15 protein-coding genes are annotated in these 16,590 nt (G+C 57.9%); 10 read left to right on the top strand and 5 right to left on the bottom strand.

Annotated features, from left to right (window positions below):
- Positions 1–17: 17 nt before the first annotated feature.
- The gene (locus CR159_RS10715) at positions 18–539 is read right to left on the bottom strand and encodes a DinB family protein (protein WP_102073952.1); all 522 of its coding nucleotides are present in this window, start codon (positions 537–539) and stop codon (positions 18–20) included.
- A gap of 97 nt (positions 540–636) precedes the next feature.
- Here CR159_RS10715 and CR159_RS10710 point away from each other — a divergent pair, with 97 nt between their 5' ends.
- Positions 637–861 (top strand): SlyX family protein, encoded by a 225-nt coding sequence (locus CR159_RS10710; RefSeq protein WP_102074092.1) that lies wholly within the window; start codon positions 637–639, stop codon positions 859–861.
- Positions 862–912: 51 nt separating this feature from the next.
- On the top strand, positions 913–2,325 hold the full coding sequence (locus CR159_RS10705; RefSeq protein WP_102073951.1) for an MFS transporter: 1,413 nt from the start codon (positions 913–915) through the stop codon (positions 2,323–2,325).
- Positions 2,326–2,358: 33 nt separating this feature from the next.
- On the opposite strand, the gene CR159_RS10700 is transcribed toward CR159_RS10705, so the two are convergent.
- Complete coding sequence (locus CR159_RS10700) at positions 2,359–3,201, bottom strand: aldo/keto reductase (RefSeq protein WP_102073950.1); 843 nt, start codon at positions 3,199–3,201, stop codon at positions 2,359–2,361.
- Between the two features lie 197 nt (positions 3,202–3,398).
- On the opposite strand from CR159_RS10700, the gene panB reads away from it, so the two are divergent.
- The 5 genes from panB (at position 3,399) to CR159_RS10675 (ending at position 7,934) form a co-directional block, all read left to right on the top strand.
- Positions 3,399–4,223 (top strand): 3-methyl-2-oxobutanoate hydroxymethyltransferase, encoded by an 825-nt coding sequence (gene panB / locus CR159_RS10695; protein WP_102073949.1) that lies wholly within the window; start codon positions 3,399–3,401, stop codon positions 4,221–4,223.
- A gap of 117 nt (positions 4,224–4,340) precedes the next feature.
- On the top strand, positions 4,341–5,324 hold the full coding sequence (locus CR159_RS10690) for a LysR family transcriptional regulator (RefSeq protein ID WP_102073948.1): 984 nt from the start codon (positions 4,341–4,343) through the stop codon (positions 5,322–5,324).
- 25 nt (positions 5,325–5,349) lie between these two features.
- On the top strand, positions 5,350–6,786 hold the full coding sequence (locus CR159_RS10685) for an NAD(P)-binding domain-containing protein (protein ID WP_102073947.1): 1,437 nt from the start codon (positions 5,350–5,352) through the stop codon (positions 6,784–6,786).
- Positions 6,787–6,825: 39 nt separating this feature from the next.
- Positions 6,826–7,350, top strand: a complete 525-nt coding sequence (locus CR159_RS10680; protein WP_102073946.1) for a CMD domain-containing protein — start codon at positions 6,826–6,828, stop codon at positions 7,348–7,350.
- A complete protein-coding gene (locus tag CR159_RS10675) occupies positions 7,347–7,934 on the top strand; it encodes a peroxidase-related enzyme (RefSeq protein WP_102073945.1) in 588 nt (195 codons plus the stop codon). Before CR159_RS10680 ends, CR159_RS10675 begins: the two co-directional genes overlap by 4 nt.
- 9 nt (positions 7,935–7,943) lie before the next feature.
- Here the strand turns inward: CR159_RS10675 and CR159_RS10670 are convergent, their stop codons facing one another.
- Positions 7,944–8,798 (bottom strand): NAD(P)-dependent oxidoreductase, encoded by an 855-nt coding sequence (locus CR159_RS10670; RefSeq protein WP_102073944.1) that lies wholly within the window; start codon positions 8,796–8,798, stop codon positions 7,944–7,946.
- A gap of 23 nt (positions 8,799–8,821) precedes the next feature.
- Complete coding sequence (locus tag CR159_RS10665) at positions 8,822–9,805, bottom strand: Bug family tripartite tricarboxylate transporter substrate binding protein (protein ID WP_102073943.1); 984 nt, start codon at positions 9,803–9,805, stop codon at positions 8,822–8,824.
- Between the two features lie 213 nt (positions 9,806–10,018).
- On the opposite strand from CR159_RS10665, the gene CR159_RS10660 reads away from it, so the two are divergent.
- From CR159_RS10660 to CR159_RS10650, 3 genes are all read left to right on the top strand, one after another.
- Positions 10,019–11,476: a DNA recombination protein RmuC gene (locus tag CR159_RS10660; RefSeq protein ID WP_233208263.1), complete on the top strand. Its 1,458-nt coding sequence runs from the start codon at positions 10,019–10,021 to the stop codon at positions 11,474–11,476.
- Between the two features lie 68 nt (positions 11,477–11,544).
- Positions 11,545–13,383, top strand: coding sequence for a gamma-glutamyltransferase family protein (locus tag CR159_RS10655; RefSeq protein ID WP_102073942.1), 1,839 nt, complete (start codon positions 11,545–11,547; stop codon positions 13,381–13,383).
- A gap of 49 nt (positions 13,384–13,432) precedes the next feature.
- Positions 13,433–13,840: a PaaI family thioesterase gene (locus CR159_RS10650; protein WP_102073941.1), complete on the top strand. Its 408-nt coding sequence runs from the start codon at positions 13,433–13,435 to the stop codon at positions 13,838–13,840.
- Between the two features lie 4 nt (positions 13,841–13,844).
- Here the strand turns inward: CR159_RS10650 and CR159_RS10645 are convergent, their stop codons facing one another.
- Positions 13,845–16,418, bottom strand: coding sequence for an EAL domain-containing protein (locus CR159_RS10645; RefSeq protein WP_102073940.1), 2,574 nt, complete (start codon positions 16,416–16,418; stop codon positions 13,845–13,847).
- Positions 16,419–16,590 lie beyond the last annotated feature (172 nt).

Genomic DNA, 16,590 nt, shown 5'->3' with positions numbered 1-16,590 from the left:
GCCGGGCACGCAGTTCCCTACACTGGACTTGGTCTGGCCAAAAAATAGATCAAGTCCAGCTCGGGGCAGTCGTGGCCATAACGCGTTAATGCCGCGGTGATTTGACCGCGGTGGTGGGTGGCATGGTTGAACACATGAGCCAGCGCCCCCAGCCAGGGACGTGTGGCTTCAGGCCCCGCAGTCGTGGTGTAGCGCAGGTCGCCGGCCATCACATCATCCGGCGTGCGCGCAATAAGCGTAGACCAAAGGCCGCGCCGCTCGGCCAGTGCGCCGACCAGAGGCGCCCTTGCGGATACCAGTTCCAGGTCAAGACGGGCAAAGCGTTCAGGCTTGCCGGCAAACCTTCCATACCACGCCCGGTCGGCAAGCAGAATATGGTTGAGCGTGCCGTGAACTGATTTAAAGAAAAGTCCCGCCGGCGCAAAGTAGTGCTCATCCTGAATGCCCGCGACGTGGCCCGACAGCAGGGTATTGGCCCAGTCATGGTAGTCGGCAAGCGTTTGCAAATGCTGGCGGAGTAGCGATTCGGTGCTCATCATCGGGCCTTTCGGGATATGTTCCTTCCTGGACTATACCTGCACCACGCTTAACGGTGCGCCGGTTAGAATGGCGCGTTCCATGCTGGAGGGCAAAAGTATGAGTATTGAAGAACGCCTTATCGAGATTGAAATCAAGCTGACCGGCCAGGAAGACTTGACGCAGGAACTGAACCGTCTGGTTTATCAGCAGCAAAAGCAGATCGACGAGTTGCGCATGCTCTGCACCGCATTGGTAAAACGCCTGGGCGAGGCGGGCGGTGACCAGGGCGACCCCGACCCCGACACCGGCCTCTACACACAAGAAAAACCACCGCATTACTGAACCGGCGAAAGCCCTGGATCGTCCGGCCGCTACACGAGTCATTTCGCTTCTATGCAAACAAAACAGGCAGCATCCTGGTCTGAACTACTGTGGGGCCGCAACGGTTTGCGGTCGCTGGCGTTGGCAGGCGGCGTAGCGTTGCATGCCGTCAATGTCTACATTGTCACTACAATCCTGCCCTCTGTCGTCCAGGATATTGGCGGCCTGGAATACTATGCATGGAATACAACGCTGTTCGTAGTGGCATCCATCCTGGGTTCAGCATTGTCACCCAAGGCGATGGATCTGTTCGGCCCCCGGCGGGCGTTTCAGTTGGCCATTCTCATGTTTGCCATCGGCACAGCCGGATGCGCGTCGGCGCCGTCCATGCCCTGGATGCTGCTGGGCCGCAGCGCCCAGGGCATGGGCGGTGGTCTTCTGCTGGGATTGAGCTATTCGTCGGTACGCCTGGTTTTCGAAGAGCGCCTTTGGTCGCGCGCCATGGTGCTGGTGTCCAGTATGTGGGGCGTGGCGACGCTGTCGGGACCGGCCATCGGGGGAATCTTCGCCCAGACAGGGCACTGGCGCCTGGCGTTCTGGGTGGTGTTGCCCATTGCGGCATTGCTGGGTTGGCTGGTTTCTACGCAAGTTGCGGCGCATGCGCCGGCCAAGGGCAAGCCAGTCCAGGCGCCGCTGGGCAAGATCGCTATGCTGGCCGTATCGGTGCTGATGGTGTCTGTCGCCAGTCTCTCGTCCACGCCTGGCTGGAATGCAGCTGGAATTGTGGCGGGCTTGCTGATGACTGTCCTGATTGCATGGGCCGACAGGCGCGCTCGGGTTCGGCTTTTTCCAACCGGAACATATTCCATGCATTCGGCATTGGGCAGCCTCTATGCATGTATCTGCCTGCTGAGCGTGGGCGTCACCACCGAAATTTATATTCCCTATTTTTTGCAGGTAATACACGACAAGACGCCGCTGATCGCGGGCTACTGGACGGCCTTGATGTCGGCGGGGTGGACGCTGGGCTCATTCATCAGTTCCAGCAGGTCCACGGCGACGGCAAATCGACTGATTCTGGTCGGTCCTGTTGTATCGGCGTTATCCCTGTTCACCCTTGCCTTTGTAATGCCGTCGGACACCCTGTCACTGGGCAGATACGGTTCCACCTGGCTGATTCCGCCGTTATTGGGTGTGGGGCTGGGGGTAGGGCTTTGCTGGCCCAATCTGTTGACGCGGGTGTTCAAGTCGGCGCCGCCGGGTCAGGAAAACATTGCCTCTTCAGCCATTACTACCTTGCAGCTGTACGCCATGGCGATGGGAGCCAGTTTAGCGGGCATGGTAACCAATGCAGCCGGGTTCATAGACCCTGGCGGTGTGCAAGGCGCACAGCGCGCGGCTTTCGCGTTGTTCGTCGTATTCGGATGTGCGCCCGGGCTGGCCGCGTTGTTCAGCCGAGGCGCGCGCCGGGCGGCAAGCGGATAGCGTTCGCTTGCTTGCCCGCACAACTGCATCGGATCAGGCCTGCGGCAGGCGAAAGAGTTCCGGGTCGGGGCCTTCGCGGCCGTCAGGCCTGTCGAGGGTTGCGATGGCTGCCATGTCGTCGTCATCGAGGGTGAAATCGAATATCCGCCAGTTTTCTTCCAGGCGGCCGGCGTTGACCGACTTTGGAATGACCATATTTCCAAGTTGTGTATGCCAGCGCAGCATTACCTGCGCCACCGAACGCTGATGCTTGCGCGCGATGCCGTTCAGGATGGGGTCGTCCCACATGCGGCCACGGCCCAGGGGACTCCAAGCTTCGGTGATGATGTCGTGTTCCGCATGAAATTCGCGTAGCTCGGCCTGTTGGAAGTGGGGGTGCAATTCGATCTGATTCACCACAGGCAATACGCCGGTTTGGTCCAGCAGTTGCTCCAGGTGATTGACGTTGAAATTGCAGACACCTATGGACTTGGCTCGCCCTTCATCGCGAAGCTGGATCATGCATTCCCAGGCCTCGACAAACAGGCCGACCTTGGGTACCGGCCAATGGATGAGATAGAGATCGACATAGTCCAATCCCAGCTTTTCCAGGCTCTCATTGAAGGCGGCTTTGGTGCTATCGTGGCCATGGCGATCATTCCAAAGCTTGGTGGCGATAAAAAGGTCTTCACGCTTGACCGATGATTCGGCAATGCCGCGGCCTACGCCTGCTTCGTTGCCATAAATGGCTGCTGTATCAATGGAACGGTAGCCGATGTCGATGGCGGTTTTTACGATTGAGTGGGCAATATCGTTTTCGACTTGCCATACGCCCATTCCCAGCTGAGGGGCACTGCGCCCGTCGTGAAACGATACGGTGGTCGGGCTGCTAAGCATGTTAACTCTCCATGGTTGCTTGCGAAGCATGGCGCTGTAATCGCGACGAAGGCGCGATGCCATGCTTTACGGACAGGTCGGACTGGCCAGCCGGCGATTTGTTCTTTAGTTGATTCTGATCGATTATACGGTGCTTATCTTGCGGCAAACCCTCCGGGTCTTATCGCTTTTAGTGTTTCAATTTCAGGGAGTAAAAAATGAGTGTGCATAGTCAGGCGCGGCGTATCAGCGTGCCCCAGCTTATGGCATATAAAGGCCAGAAAAAGATTGCGGCACTTACCGCCTATATGGCGCCTTTCGCGCGTTTGCTCGACGACGCGCTGGACATGATCCTGATAGGCGATTCGACGGCCATGGTGGGATATGGTTTGCCCAATACGCTGTCGATCACGGCAGACCAGCTGGCGGCGCATGCGGCGGCGGTTGTCCGGTCGACAAGCCATGCCTGCATTATTGTGGATATGCCCTTTGGCAGCTATCAAGAGTCGCCGCAGCAGGCATTTTCAAACGCCGCAAGAGTGCTGGCGGCCAGCGGCGCCGACGGTATCAAGATGGAAGGCGGCGCCGCCCTTGCCGACACCACACGTTTCCTCGTCGACCGCGGAATCCCGGTGTTGGCGCACGTAGGCCTGATGCCCCAGTATGTGAACACCATGGGCGGATTCAAGGCGCAAGGCATGAACGATGAGTCGGCCGACCTCATCATGCAGGATGCCTTGGCGCACGAGAAAGCAGGGGCATTCGGGGTGGTGCTTGAAGGCGTCGCCGAGGCACTGGGACGGCGCATTACGGAAGGTCTCGGTATTCCTGTCATTGGGATCGGCGCGTCGCCTGCCTGCGATGGCCAGATATTGGTCACGGAAGACATCCTGGGCTTGAGCGGCTCGCGCATCCCCAAATTCGCGCGACAGTATTCCGATGTGGGTTCAGTCATACGGTCGGCGGTGGAACAGTATGCGGCCGATGTTCGGGGTGGCACGTTTCCTGCTATGGAAAATTGCTTCGGCGTTAAGAAAATGTAGCGCATATAACCACTTAGAGCTTGTGGGTATTTTGTAAAGTAAACATAACAAAGGTTTCAAAAAGTATAATATACGTTTATCGCAACCCGCAATTACCCTTCCCCGACTACTCGCCTTATGGAAATTCGCCAACTCGAGGCATTCGCCGCCGTCTATTCCGCCGGTAGCGTAACGTCGGCCGCGCGCTTGCTCGATCGCTCGCAACCTGTCGTCAGCCGGCAGCTACAAGATCTGGAACACGAACTGGGTTTCGTGTTGTTTACACGTACTCGTCCCCAAGTCACGCTCACCGACCAAGGGCGCGAGTTCTACGAAGAAGTGCGCAATGTGCTGGCAGGCCTGCAGCAGCTCGACAGCCGGACGCGTGAAATTGCACGGGGACGGCCACGACCACTGCGCGTGGCTGCCAATATGTCTCTGTGCACCTCCCTGGTGGCGGAGGTTTTAGGTCGGCTCGAGCGCAGCAAGCCGATCTTCGCGGACAAGATGCAAATCGAGATAGCGCACCCCGGCGAAGCCGCGGGCCTGGTGGAAGACGGCTTGGTGGACATCGGCATTTCCAGTCTTCCAATAGATCTCGGTCGTTGCCATTTGCATTGGTCGGGGCAGGCACCTTGCCTGATTGCACTGCCCGCCGATCATCCCCTGGCCGGGAATGAAATTATCAGGCTGGCCGACCTGGCGACCTACACCGTCATCACCATGTCCAACGTTTCCGGCCTGCGTCATCGCCTGTCGACGGCCCTGTTGCAAAACACTGAAACCAGTCCGCGCCGGCATATTGAAACGTCGTCATATATGAATGCTCTGGCATTGGTTCGCGCCGGCGTAGGAATAGCGCTTATAGATCCATTCACCGCGGCGGCTTTTGCGCCGGTGGGTGTGGTGTACCGGCCCTTCGATGCGCACATTCCCTACATGATAGGTGTCATCACGCATCGCGACCGCGTTTTGCCGGACGAAGGCAAGCGCCTTATCCAGGCCATGTGGGACTACGCCAATGAGCAGATCCCCCACTTTACACCCGGCGATCTCAGTGGTCTTCCCACGATCCCGCAACCGTTCGCTGTGTCTTCCGGGCAGGTTAGTGATACGCTTTAGGCCGTAACAGCACTATCGCCTTCTCATGACCAGCCTTATCTCATCAAGCCCAGACGGCTTGCTCGCCCTGGAACAACGCCTGGCTCAGGATCTCGCCTGGCTCGACCTGCCGGCCAAGGCCTGGGTGCCACCGGGTACCGTAAACGGTCAGCGCCTGCTTGATGTGGCCATTGTCGGTGCCGGCATGGCAGGCCTGGCCGCCGCGGCCGCGCTGGCCAACATGGGTATGGTTGCGCGCGTATTCGACAGCGCTCCCGAAGGCTTTGAAGGGCCGTGGGCCACCACTGCGCGCATGGAAACTCTGCGCTCTCCCAAACAGCTGGTCGGCCCGGCGCTTGGCCTGGCATCGTTGACGTTTCGCGCCTGGTTCGAGGCGCAATTCGGTACGGTAGCCTGGAATGACCTGGACAAGATTCCGCGTCTTCAATGGATGGAGTATTTGCGCTGGTACCGCCGTGCCATGAAGGTCGATGTCCGCAACGACCATGTGGTGACCAACATTGTGCCGCATGCCGACTACGTCGAGCTGCATATGCAGACGCCGTCAGCAAAACAGTATGTCTATGCGCGCCGCGTGGTGCTTGCTACAGGCCGTGCAGGGCTGGGCGGTGCAAGCATTCCGGATTTTGTTCAGGCGGTCTCGCGTGACCGCTGGGCGCATTCATCCGATCCGCTGGATTATTCCACGCTGCGCGGTCGACGTGTTGGCGTCGTGGGCGCGGGCGCTTCCGCCATGGACAGCGCGGGTACGGCGCTGGAACATGGTGCGGCACGTGTCGACGTGCTGATACGCCGTAGCGATATCCCGCGTATCAACAAGGCCAAGGGAGCGGGGAACCCCGGTTTTATCCAAGGGTATGTCGACCTTCCCGATGATTGGAAATGGCGCATACGCCATTACATCAATATTCAACAGGTACCGCCTCCGCGCGCAAGCGTGTTGCGTGTGTCGCAGCACGCCAACGCTCATTTTCATCTGGGTTCACCTGTGCTGCGAGTCATTGACCAGGGGCGGGCCCTGCGCGTCGAAACGCCTCGACAGGCCTTCGAGCTGGATTTCCTCATTCTGTCCACCGGCTTCATGATCGACTGGCATAGCCGGCCCGAATACGCAACCATTGCACCACATCTACGAGTTTGGGCCGACCGCTACACACCCACAGAGGGCGTCAACGACAGAGAATTGCTCGATTCACCTGATCTGGGCCCCAGTTTCGAGTTTCAAGAAAAGCGCGAGGGTGATCTGCCCGGCTTATCGCGAATACATTGTTTCTGCTACCCGGCAACGCTGACCCACGGCACGGTATCGGGCGATATCCCGGCCATCAGCGATGGCGCCGTACGCTTGTCCCAAGGCATAGCCAGCTTGCTTTATGGCGAGAATATCCAGGAACACTATGCGCAGCTGCTGGCCTTCGACGAACCGGAAGTGTTTGGAGACGAATGGCATGTTGCCGGATAAGCTGGTACTTTTTTGTTTTTCGCAGCAGCAAGGAAGGCCATGAACAATGCCAACGCATCGCCCGGCGGCGATTTGATAGACCAAGTGGTGGGACTGACACCTGACGACACCCTGTATGCAACGCGCCGTGCGCGTGAAAAGGTGGCGACTGCCACACAAGGCAGTTACGAGCTTTTCTTTGATCCCGCTGCGGCTGGCCTGACCATGCTGGAAAGGCTGTTGGTGGCGTACTACGCATGCGTTCTTTCAACGTCTCCCCACCTGGAGAGTCATTACCAGGGCTTGCTTCGACAGAATGACGTCGATGCCGCCACCCTGGAAGCGGTCGGTCGAAACCGGCTGGAGCTCATAGAGCCAGGCAGGCTGACCGCGCTGCTGGCATTTACCGCCAAGCTCATCCTGAAGCCGATCGAGGGTGACCAGGCAGCGGCCCGGGCGCTTCAAACCGCCGGCATTGCCACGCCCGATATCATCACGCTGGCCCAATTGATTGCCTTCCTGTCTTACCAGATCCGGCTGGTGGCGGGTTTGCAGGCCATGAAGGCACTGGAGTCGCAATCATGAACGACGTAATCAAAGTCCAGGGATTTACCAATGAAACGCTGGACTGGAAAGCCTGGCTGGACGTGGTCAAGGTAGACACTGCAACGCCGCAACAAATCGAGGTGCTCGAAATGAGTCACCCGAAGGCCAAGGAATCTGACTATTACCTGCTGCTGGCGCATCAGCCGGCCATACTGAAGCAGCGTTCCGAGGCCTACAACGCCATCATGTACGCGCCCGGTGGATTGGCTCGCGCCGACCGTGAGTTGGGCGCGTTGACGGTATCGCGGATTAACGGTTGCGTGTATTGCGCATCGGTACATGCGCAGCGTTTCGAGCAGCTGGCCAAGGAGAGTGTAACGGTCACTCAGGTATTCGAGGATCCGCACACGGCCGGCACCAGCGAACGCCAGAAGGCGATCGTGCAATTTTCCATACGACTTACCCAAGAACCCGGGCAGATCGGGCCTGCCGATATCCAGGTGCTGAAAGATGTTGGCATGACCGATGCCGAGGTACTGGACCTGCTGCATGCCAGCGCTATTTTTGCGTGGGCCAATCGCCTTATGCTGAACCTGGGCGAACCGGTGCCGCCCGCGCAGTAGGACGCCGGTCTATTTGTCCAGCTGGCTTAGCATCTGTACCCCGGCATGCGGGCCAAAACGCTCGCATGCTTGATTCAGGCTTTGGACGGCGAACTTCAGGAACAGTGAAGGTTGTTGCTGATGTTCGGCCTCGGCCTGTGCCAAACGCAAGTCCTTGCGAAGCATGCCCAGGGTAAAGGTGATGTCGCCACTGCCCTGCATCATGCGTTCGGCGTAGGCGTTGAACAGCATTCCCGAGGCCGTGCCCTTGCTCAGGGCGTCAGTCAACAGGCCGACGTCAAAGTTGCTGGCACGGGCCAGGGAGATGCCTTCCGCCAGCCCCAGGAAGGTGCCGGCGATTATCGTTTGATTGACGAGCTTCATGCGATAGCCGGAACCCGCCGGGCCGCAATGGATGGCGCGTTGCCCCAGGTGGTCCAGCAAAGGCTTGCTTTGTTCAAGGACGGTGTCGTCGCCACCAATAAAAAGCGTCAAGGCACCGTTGACTGCGCCGGCAACGCCTCCGGTCACGGGTGCATCCATGAATCGGGCGTTCCTTCCCGACACCAAATCAGTGAGCGTCATGGCCGTTTTTGGTGCCACGGTAGTCATGTCAATGAATACCGAGTCGGGCTGCATGCCGGGCAGCAGTCCCTGGTAAACAGTTTCGACATCGCGCGTATCGCCGAGTATCGTGAATACGGTCTGGCATCGCTGCGCAAGCTCGCGCAGGTCGGTTGCCACTTTGGCACCCTCCCTGCGCAGGTTGAGCGTCTGCTCGGGATTGCGCGCCCACACATACATGGGATGGCCTGCCTGCAGTAGACGTCTGGCCATGGGCACACCCATTTTGCCCAGTCCCACCCATCCTATCGTTCCAGACATGGCAGTCTCCCAGTTTGATCGGATTACTGAATTTGAATGTCGGCGTCCGTAATGACTTTATTCCACTTCTTCAGCTCGTACGCGAGCAGATTGTCGAGATCGTGAGGTGTGCCGCCCAACGTCGCCGCGCCCATGTTGGCGAGTTTTTGCTTGACCTCGGGGTCCTGCAGGATTTCATTCAGCGCCTTATTGGTACGCTCGATGATGTCGGCCGGCGTGCCCTTGGGCGCCAGCAGCGCGAACCAGGTCGCGGACAATAGTTCTGGATGGCCTTGTTCTTCCATGGTCGGTACATCAGGCAAGGTGCTGGAACGCTCGGTTGCCATGATGCCCAGTGCCTTTACATTGCCCGCCTTGAGCTGGCCCACGATGCCGGGGATGAGCTGGAACATCGACTGGATTTCACCCGAGATCAGATTGGTCGTGGCCTGGCCCGGAGCGCTATACGGCACATGCACCATGTTTGTGTTGGTCGCCGCCATGTAGAGCTCTCCAGCCAAATGCATGGAGCTCCCGTTACCCGTTGAGCCGAAATTCACGATCCCGGGGTGTTTCTTGACGTAATCGGTGAACTCGGCCAGATTATTGACGGGCAAATCGTTATTCACCACCAGGATATTGGGTACGTGCGCAACGAGGCCGATGGCGTCGAAGCTTTTCTGCGGATCGAATGGCAGTTTCCTGTACAGGCTCGGGCTGACCGCCAAGGTTCCGGCCCACGAAAACAGGAGTCGCGTACCGTCATTAGGTGCTTCGGCGGCAATGCCCGCGCCTATGTTGCCGTTGGCGCCAGCATGGTTTTCAACGATAAAGTTGCCGTCAAGCTTTTGACTGAGCTGGTCTGCTATGAGACGGGCAATGGTATCGCCTGTTCCGCCGCCGCCCGGACTGGGGACGATGATCTGGACCGGTTTGTTGGCAGGTGGCCACTCTGCTGAAACGGCAGCGGTGGAAAAAGTGGTGGTCAGCGCAATTACGCTGGCCAATCCTGCAAAGAGTGTGCGCATGATGTAATCCAGAAGTTGCGTGTGCTTACTCAGCGATATTGATTGGCGTCAACGCCAATGCTCACTTTAATGTAAGAAGCTACTAATTTATCATGTCAATGAGCTATATAAAGAGCGTTCCTTATATGTACCCGAAATGAACATATATATATTCGCTATGACGTCATACCTTTGCCCGACTGCAATGCCGCTTATTTCAACGAGGATGTGTTTGTGAATTACTTTACCCCGGAAATCATCATGGTGCTGTGGGTCGCCGGTGCTGCGTTACTGGGTTTCATCCTTGCCGTTTTGATCGAGCGGCGGGGGTTGCATGCTGTTCGCGATGCCTTGGCGCGGGCGCAAGGGGAAATCGCCCACATTGACCGCCAATTGGCGAGCAGCGAATCGACGGTGGCAGGTCTGCGGGAACGCCTTGACGATGCACGAACCGACATTGCGATGAAAGACGCGGAGCTGCAAAAACTGCATCAGCGCCTGATCCAGCTAAGTAACGAGATGACGGAGTTGCAAGCGGTGCACACCGAGAAATTGGCCAGTTTTCAGGAAATGAAGGCGTCGTTCGAAACCTCAAAGGTGCAGATGAAAACGGAGTTCCAGAATCTTGCCAATCAAATTCTCGAGGAAAAAGGCAAAACATTTGCCGAGAACAGTCAGAACTCGCTGGATGGCATGCTCAAGCCGTTTCGTGACCAGATCGACGGCTTCCAGAAGCGCGTGAACCAAGTCCACGATGAGGCCCTGCGTGGCAATGTCTCGCTGGGGTCTGAAATAAAGCGCGTGCTCGAGGTGGGCCTGAAAATCGGTTCCGAAGCCAATGCCCTGGCCAGCGCATTGAAGGGCGACAAAAAAACCACGGGCAACTGGGGCGAAGTGCAGCTCGAGCGCACGCTACAGCTGGCCGGGCTTGTACCCGGCGACCATTACCAGGCGCAGGCGCGCTTCAAGGATGATCTGGGCAATAATCGTCACCCCGATTTTGTCATCAAGCTGCCCGATCTCAAGCATATGGTGATCGACAGTAAGGTATCGCTGGTCGACTATGAACGCGCTGTCTCTGCGTCCTCCGACGCCGAGATGCAAGTCGCACTGGATGCGCACGTCAAGGCGGTGCGCAATCACATCGACGATCTAAGCAAGAAAGATTACAGCAATCTGGTCGGCATGCGCAGCCCAAGTTTTGTCCTGATGTTCATGCCTATCGAACCTGCCTACATCGAAGCCATGAAGCACAACAGGGACCTCTTCGATTACGGCTACCGGCGCAATGTAATCATGGTCTCCCACACGACGCTTATGCCCATACTCAAGACCGTTGCCAACCTGTGGATGGTGGCGCGAAGCAATGAGCAGGCGCACGAACTGAGCGCCCGGGCCGGCGAAATCTATAACCAGGTCGTCGTGGTGGCGGAGCGCTTGAAGAAACTTGGCACCAACCTCGATACCGTGAGCAGGCAGTACAACGAAACCGTAAAGGCGGTGGCCGGACAGCAGGGTCTATACGGAAAGACCTCGCGCTTCAACGAGTTGTCATCCAAGGCAAACAAGACCATGCCGGTATTGGAGCCGCTGCATGCCGATTTTGAAAACGAAAGACTGGAGCTTATCGCTGCGGGCGGAGCGACGGACCCGGTCGATACGTTGCAGGCCGAGCAAAATATCGCACGCTGATTGACCGTAGCGCCGGATATCCGCAGCCGATATACTCAATACTTCTTTTGCGTCTGGGTGATACAGCGATGCCGGAATCCTTCACAACACGGCCGGAACTGTGCGGCACTTTCGGCGTGGTCTCATCCACGCATTGGCTGGCATCCCAGGTGGCAATGGGTGTGCTGGAGCGTGGCGGCAACGCGTTTGACGCCGCCGTCGCAGGCGGTTTCATGCTTCAGCTGGTCGAACCGCACCTGAACGGTCCGGGCGGTGAGGTGCCGATCATGATCTGGAGCGAAGAAGAACGCCGCATGCGCGTTATTTGCGGGCAAGGGCCGGCGCCTGCCCTGGCTACGCCTTCCTACTTTCGCGACAAAGGACTCGATCTGGTGCCCGGCACCGGCCTGCTTCCGGCAACGGTGCCCGGCGCCTTCGGGGCCTGGCTGACGATGCTGCGTGATTACGGCTCCTGGGAACTTGAAGATGTACTGGCGCCGGTCATCGACTATGCGAAGGGCGGATTTCCCTTGGTGCCGCGCATCGTGCAGGCCATCATTGCCGTCGAGAGCTTGTTTCGCCAGGAATGGAAAAGTTCGGCCGAGGTTTGGCTGCCGGGTGGCCGTATCCCATCTTTGGATGGCCTATTTCGCAATCCCGCGCTGGCCTCGACCTATACGCGCGTCGTCACAGAAGCCAACGCGACGGGAACCGACCGGAAATCGAGGATAGACGCGGCGCTGGCCCTTTGGTACCGCGGTTTCGTCGCGCAAGCGATTGATGACTTTTACACGAATGAGCCGCTGTGCGATTGCACCGGTGACCGGCACACCGGTTTGCTTCGGCTTTCCGATATGGCTGATTGGCGGGCTACCTACGAAGAGCCGCTATTCGCGGATTTCGGTCGCTATACCGTTGCCAAATGCGGACCATGGTCGCAAGGCCCGGTATTCCTGCAACAACTGTCCATGTTGCGGCACATGGATATGGGTTCTTGCGCGGCCGATTCAGCGGACTTCCTCCATCGCACTGCAGAAGTGGCCAAGCTTGCAATGGCGGACCGTCTGGCGTGGTATGGCGACCCCGATCATGTTGACGTCCCCATATCCGCCTTATTGTCCGACGAGTATGCCCTCGAACGGATAAAAGCAATCGGGGCGAAAGCGTCCACATCGATAAACCCGGGGCACCCGCTGGGCCGCGTACCCGTCATGCCCGACCTTAAGGCGGCCGAACGTGCATTGGCCGGCTCCGATGGCCGTTACGGCCTCGGCGAGCCCACTTTTGCCGCCTTGCCGCCGGTCAGCACGTGGGCTGAACGCGAAATATTCGTTGGCGATACCTGTCATCTGGATGTCATCGACAAACACGGAAACATGGTCGCCGCAACGCCATCCGGAGGCTGGTTGTCCTCCAGTCCTGTTGTCCCCGGGCTGGGCTTTTCTCTCAGCACCCGCCTGCAAATGACGTGGCTGGATGAAGGCACGCCGGGCTATCTGCAGCCTGGGAAACGCCCCAATACCACGCTGTCGCCGGGGATGGCACTGCGTGACGGTGAACCGTACATGGCGTTTGGCACGCCCGGCGGTGACCAGCAGGACCAGTGGACACTGTCATTCTTTTTACGCCATTGCGCGCTGGGCATGGGCCTGCAGCAAGCCATTGACGCCCCATCCTCGCATATCGAGCATTATCCGGGGTCGTTCTGGCCTCGCGCGGTCAAGGTGAATCGTTTAGTCGTCGAGTCGCGCTTTCCGGCCGAGACATTGCAGCAACTGCGAACAGCCGGCCACGACGTCGTGGTGGGGGGAGCGTGGTCCGAAGGCCGGATCAGTGCGTGTACCCGTGTAACGGCGCAGGGCGGCGGGCTGCTTTTGCGCGCTGGCGCCAGTCCGCGGGGAATGCAGGGATATGCGGTGGGGCGCTGAACTCGTTTATGCTTGATGCTCTTTATATTTCGACTTTCGTCCTAGCTTCATGACTGACATCGCCTTTGCTTCCATCCCCATCAATAATCCATTTCTGGAACGGCTCGGCATTCAGCTTACCGAGTGGTCGCCCGGCTACGCCGAGATGCGCCTGGATACCTCTCCCGACTTGGGTAATCGTACGGGCCGCATTCATGGCGGCGTAATTTGTACCTTGCTCGATTCGGTCTGTGGCTATTGCGGACTTTATTCCGCGCCGGGCGAGCCCGTGCTGCGCAGCCTGACGCTTTCGCTCACCACCAACTTCGTGAGCAGCGGCGAGGGCACGACGCTGGTGGCGAAAGGCTATATCGTACGCAAGGGGCGCAGCGTCTTCTTTGCGCGAGCCGAAGTCTGGCTTGACGATATCGAGTTGTTGGCCACCGCTGTAGGGACTTTCAAATACGTGCGCGCCTGATTTCCTAGGCGGCCTTCTTGTTGTCCAGCCAGTCGCTGATTGCCATGGGACGCGAGAAGAGAAACCCTTGCATGGCATCGCAGTGGTTCTGGGTCAGAAATGCGGCCTGGGCATGGGTCTCTACGCCTTCCGCCACGACCTTCAGGTTCAGTTGTCGGGCCATGGCAAGAATCAGCTTCACGATCGCGGCATCGTCGCTGTTTGCCGGTGTGTCGCGTATAAAGCATTCATCTATCTTCAGTTCATACAGGGGCAATCGTTTCAGGTAGGCAAGGCTGCAATAACCCGTGCCGAAGTCATCGATTGAAAATCTTAGGCCCAGCGCATTGAGTTCGGTCATGCGGTCTATCGAACCGTTTTCATCGTCGATCAGCACGCCTTCGGTCACTTCGAAGATAAGTTGATCGGCGGGAGCCCCGGACTGCTGAATGATTTGCTGTACGCGCTTTACGAAATCAGCCTGTCTGAACTGGCGTGGACTTACATTAATGGACAAGGGGTAAAGCTTGCCGGTTTGCTTGATTTTCAGCAGCATCGCACAGGTTTCCTGCAAGGCCCAATCCCCCAGCCGCACGATCATTCCACTTTCTTCCGCAATGGGAATGAATACGTCCGGCGAAATGCGGCCGCGTTCAGGGTGGTCCCATCGCATCAGGAGTTCCGCGCCTACGACGCGGCCGGCGCTGTCCCATTGCGTTTGAATCTGCAGTTTGAATTGCGTAGTGCCTATTGCGTGGCTCATGTCATGTTCGAGCGCCAGGCGATCCTCGACTTCCTGGTGCATGCTGCTTTCATAGAACGCAATGCGATTTCGGCCGTCCGCCTTGGCCCGGTACATCGCGGTATCGGCTTCGCGCAGCACGTCGGCTGTCGATTTGCTGTCTGCGGTCAACAATGTCGCGCCTATACTGCCTTGCACCAGATATTCATGGTTTTGGATGACAATGGGGCGTCCAAGGACCGCGCGCACCGTCTCAGCCGCCGCGAAGGCTTCGGTTTTTCCCTCTTCGGGAGTCTGGCTGGCGAAATCCAGCAGCATAACGAACTCGTCACCGCCAATGCGGGCCACGACATGGTCGCCATGGAATGCGTTTTTCATCCGTTGCGCTACATCGCACAGCACGGCGTCTCCGACATCATGTCCACGCGCGTCATTGATGCGCTTGAAGTGATCGAGGTCTATGAACAGCAATGCGCCAGTGTGGGCGTGTTGTCGTGCGTCAGCAAGGACGCGGTCTATGCATTCCAGCAGCAGCCGGCGATTGGGAAGTCCGGTAAGCGGATCGTAGAAGGCCAGCTGATGGACCGCCTTCTGGCTGGTGCGTAGTTCGGTAATGTCGGTTGAAATACCGCAGAGTGCTTCTATCTTGCCCTCGGGGCTGCGCAGCGGAACCTTGATCGAAAGAATCGTTTCGGTCGTCTTGCCTTTGACCCTCATGTCATTTTCTTCGCATACCACCCGCTCGCCCTGTTCGATGACCCGTAGATCGTTCTGGCGTAGCAACGAGTATGAGTTCCGGTCAAAGAAATCGCCATCGGCGGCGCCGATCAGCTCTTGCGGTGTGACCCCGAACAGCTCACAGAGTCTACGGTTGCCATAGACATAGCGCAAGTTGCAGTCTTTGATATAAATATGAGCATCCACGCTGTCGAGTATGGTGTTGAGCCGCGCTTCGTTGGCCTCGAAATTGCGAGTTTGACGCGCCATGCGGGTCTTCAGTAAAAATGCGGCTGTCAGGGCGGTGGACAACAAACCGATAAGCACCGCTATCGCCCACCAGAATGCCTGCGGAATGGCGGTCGACGATGGCGCGGTGGCGCTCCATTGCTGAAGTGTTTGATAGTAGATGGACCCGGGACTGCGTTGCCATTGTTGCAGGTGCTGGTCGATGGTCGCCAGGATGTCCGCATTGCGGCCTTTCCCCGTGGCATAGAAGAGATCGGAGGGACGGACGGTGATGGGAGTCTCGATCAGGCCATGCTTGGCGGCGTGCTGATCGCCGGTGTGATCCCGCGATACAACCGCATCGGCTTGTCCTTTGGCCACCATGGAAAACGCTTTGTCCAGTGTTTCGACGTCCACCACATTGACGTTTACGCCAAAGCCTGACGTCAATACCAATAGCTGGTCGTATTGAACGGACTCGGGTAGAACGGCAATACGTTTGTCGACGAGATCGCGCATCGATTGAATTGATGCGTCGCGGCGTGCGTAAATTCGCGATCTGCTGCGCACAGCCGGCACCTGGCTGAAATCGTAGCGGTTCTTCCGTGCCTCCGATGGGGCCATATCGCTTAGAACGTCTATCTTTCCGCTATTGAGTGCGGCAAGACATACGTGCCACCTGCAAGGTACTGCTTCCAGCGACCAATTTTCTTGCTGCGCTATGGCGGTCAGCAAGTCGCCAAGTATGCTTACCGGCGGCTCCTGATCGGAGAGAGGTGCCATCGTGGCATTGTGGTGGATGACGCCCACACGCACCAGGCGCGTGGGCAGCGAAGCCCAGGCGACATTCAGACAAGCCACAAGTAGCAGGGCAGCCGCTGCGATAATTGCCCAACACTTGTTGTGCTGCATAGGAAAGTTCGTTCCGAGGTTGTCCGTTTAATCGTTATGATTTGTTAATTTTCGTTGCATAGTAGATTCCACTGGTCGCGCCGTCAAGTACGAAAAAGGCTGCGGCGAATGCGGGGTGTCACCTATCGGTTTTCCATTATCCTCAAGGGTAATCCCTAGCTTTTTCATGCGT

The organism is Pollutimonas subterranea, assembly GCF_002849655.1.
GTDB classification, from domain to species: Bacteria; Pseudomonadota; Gammaproteobacteria; order Burkholderiales; family Burkholderiaceae_B; genus Pollutimonas; species Pollutimonas subterranea.
Note: the sequence above shows the minus strand (reverse complement) of the source record. Positions and strands in the feature narration are given on the sequence as shown.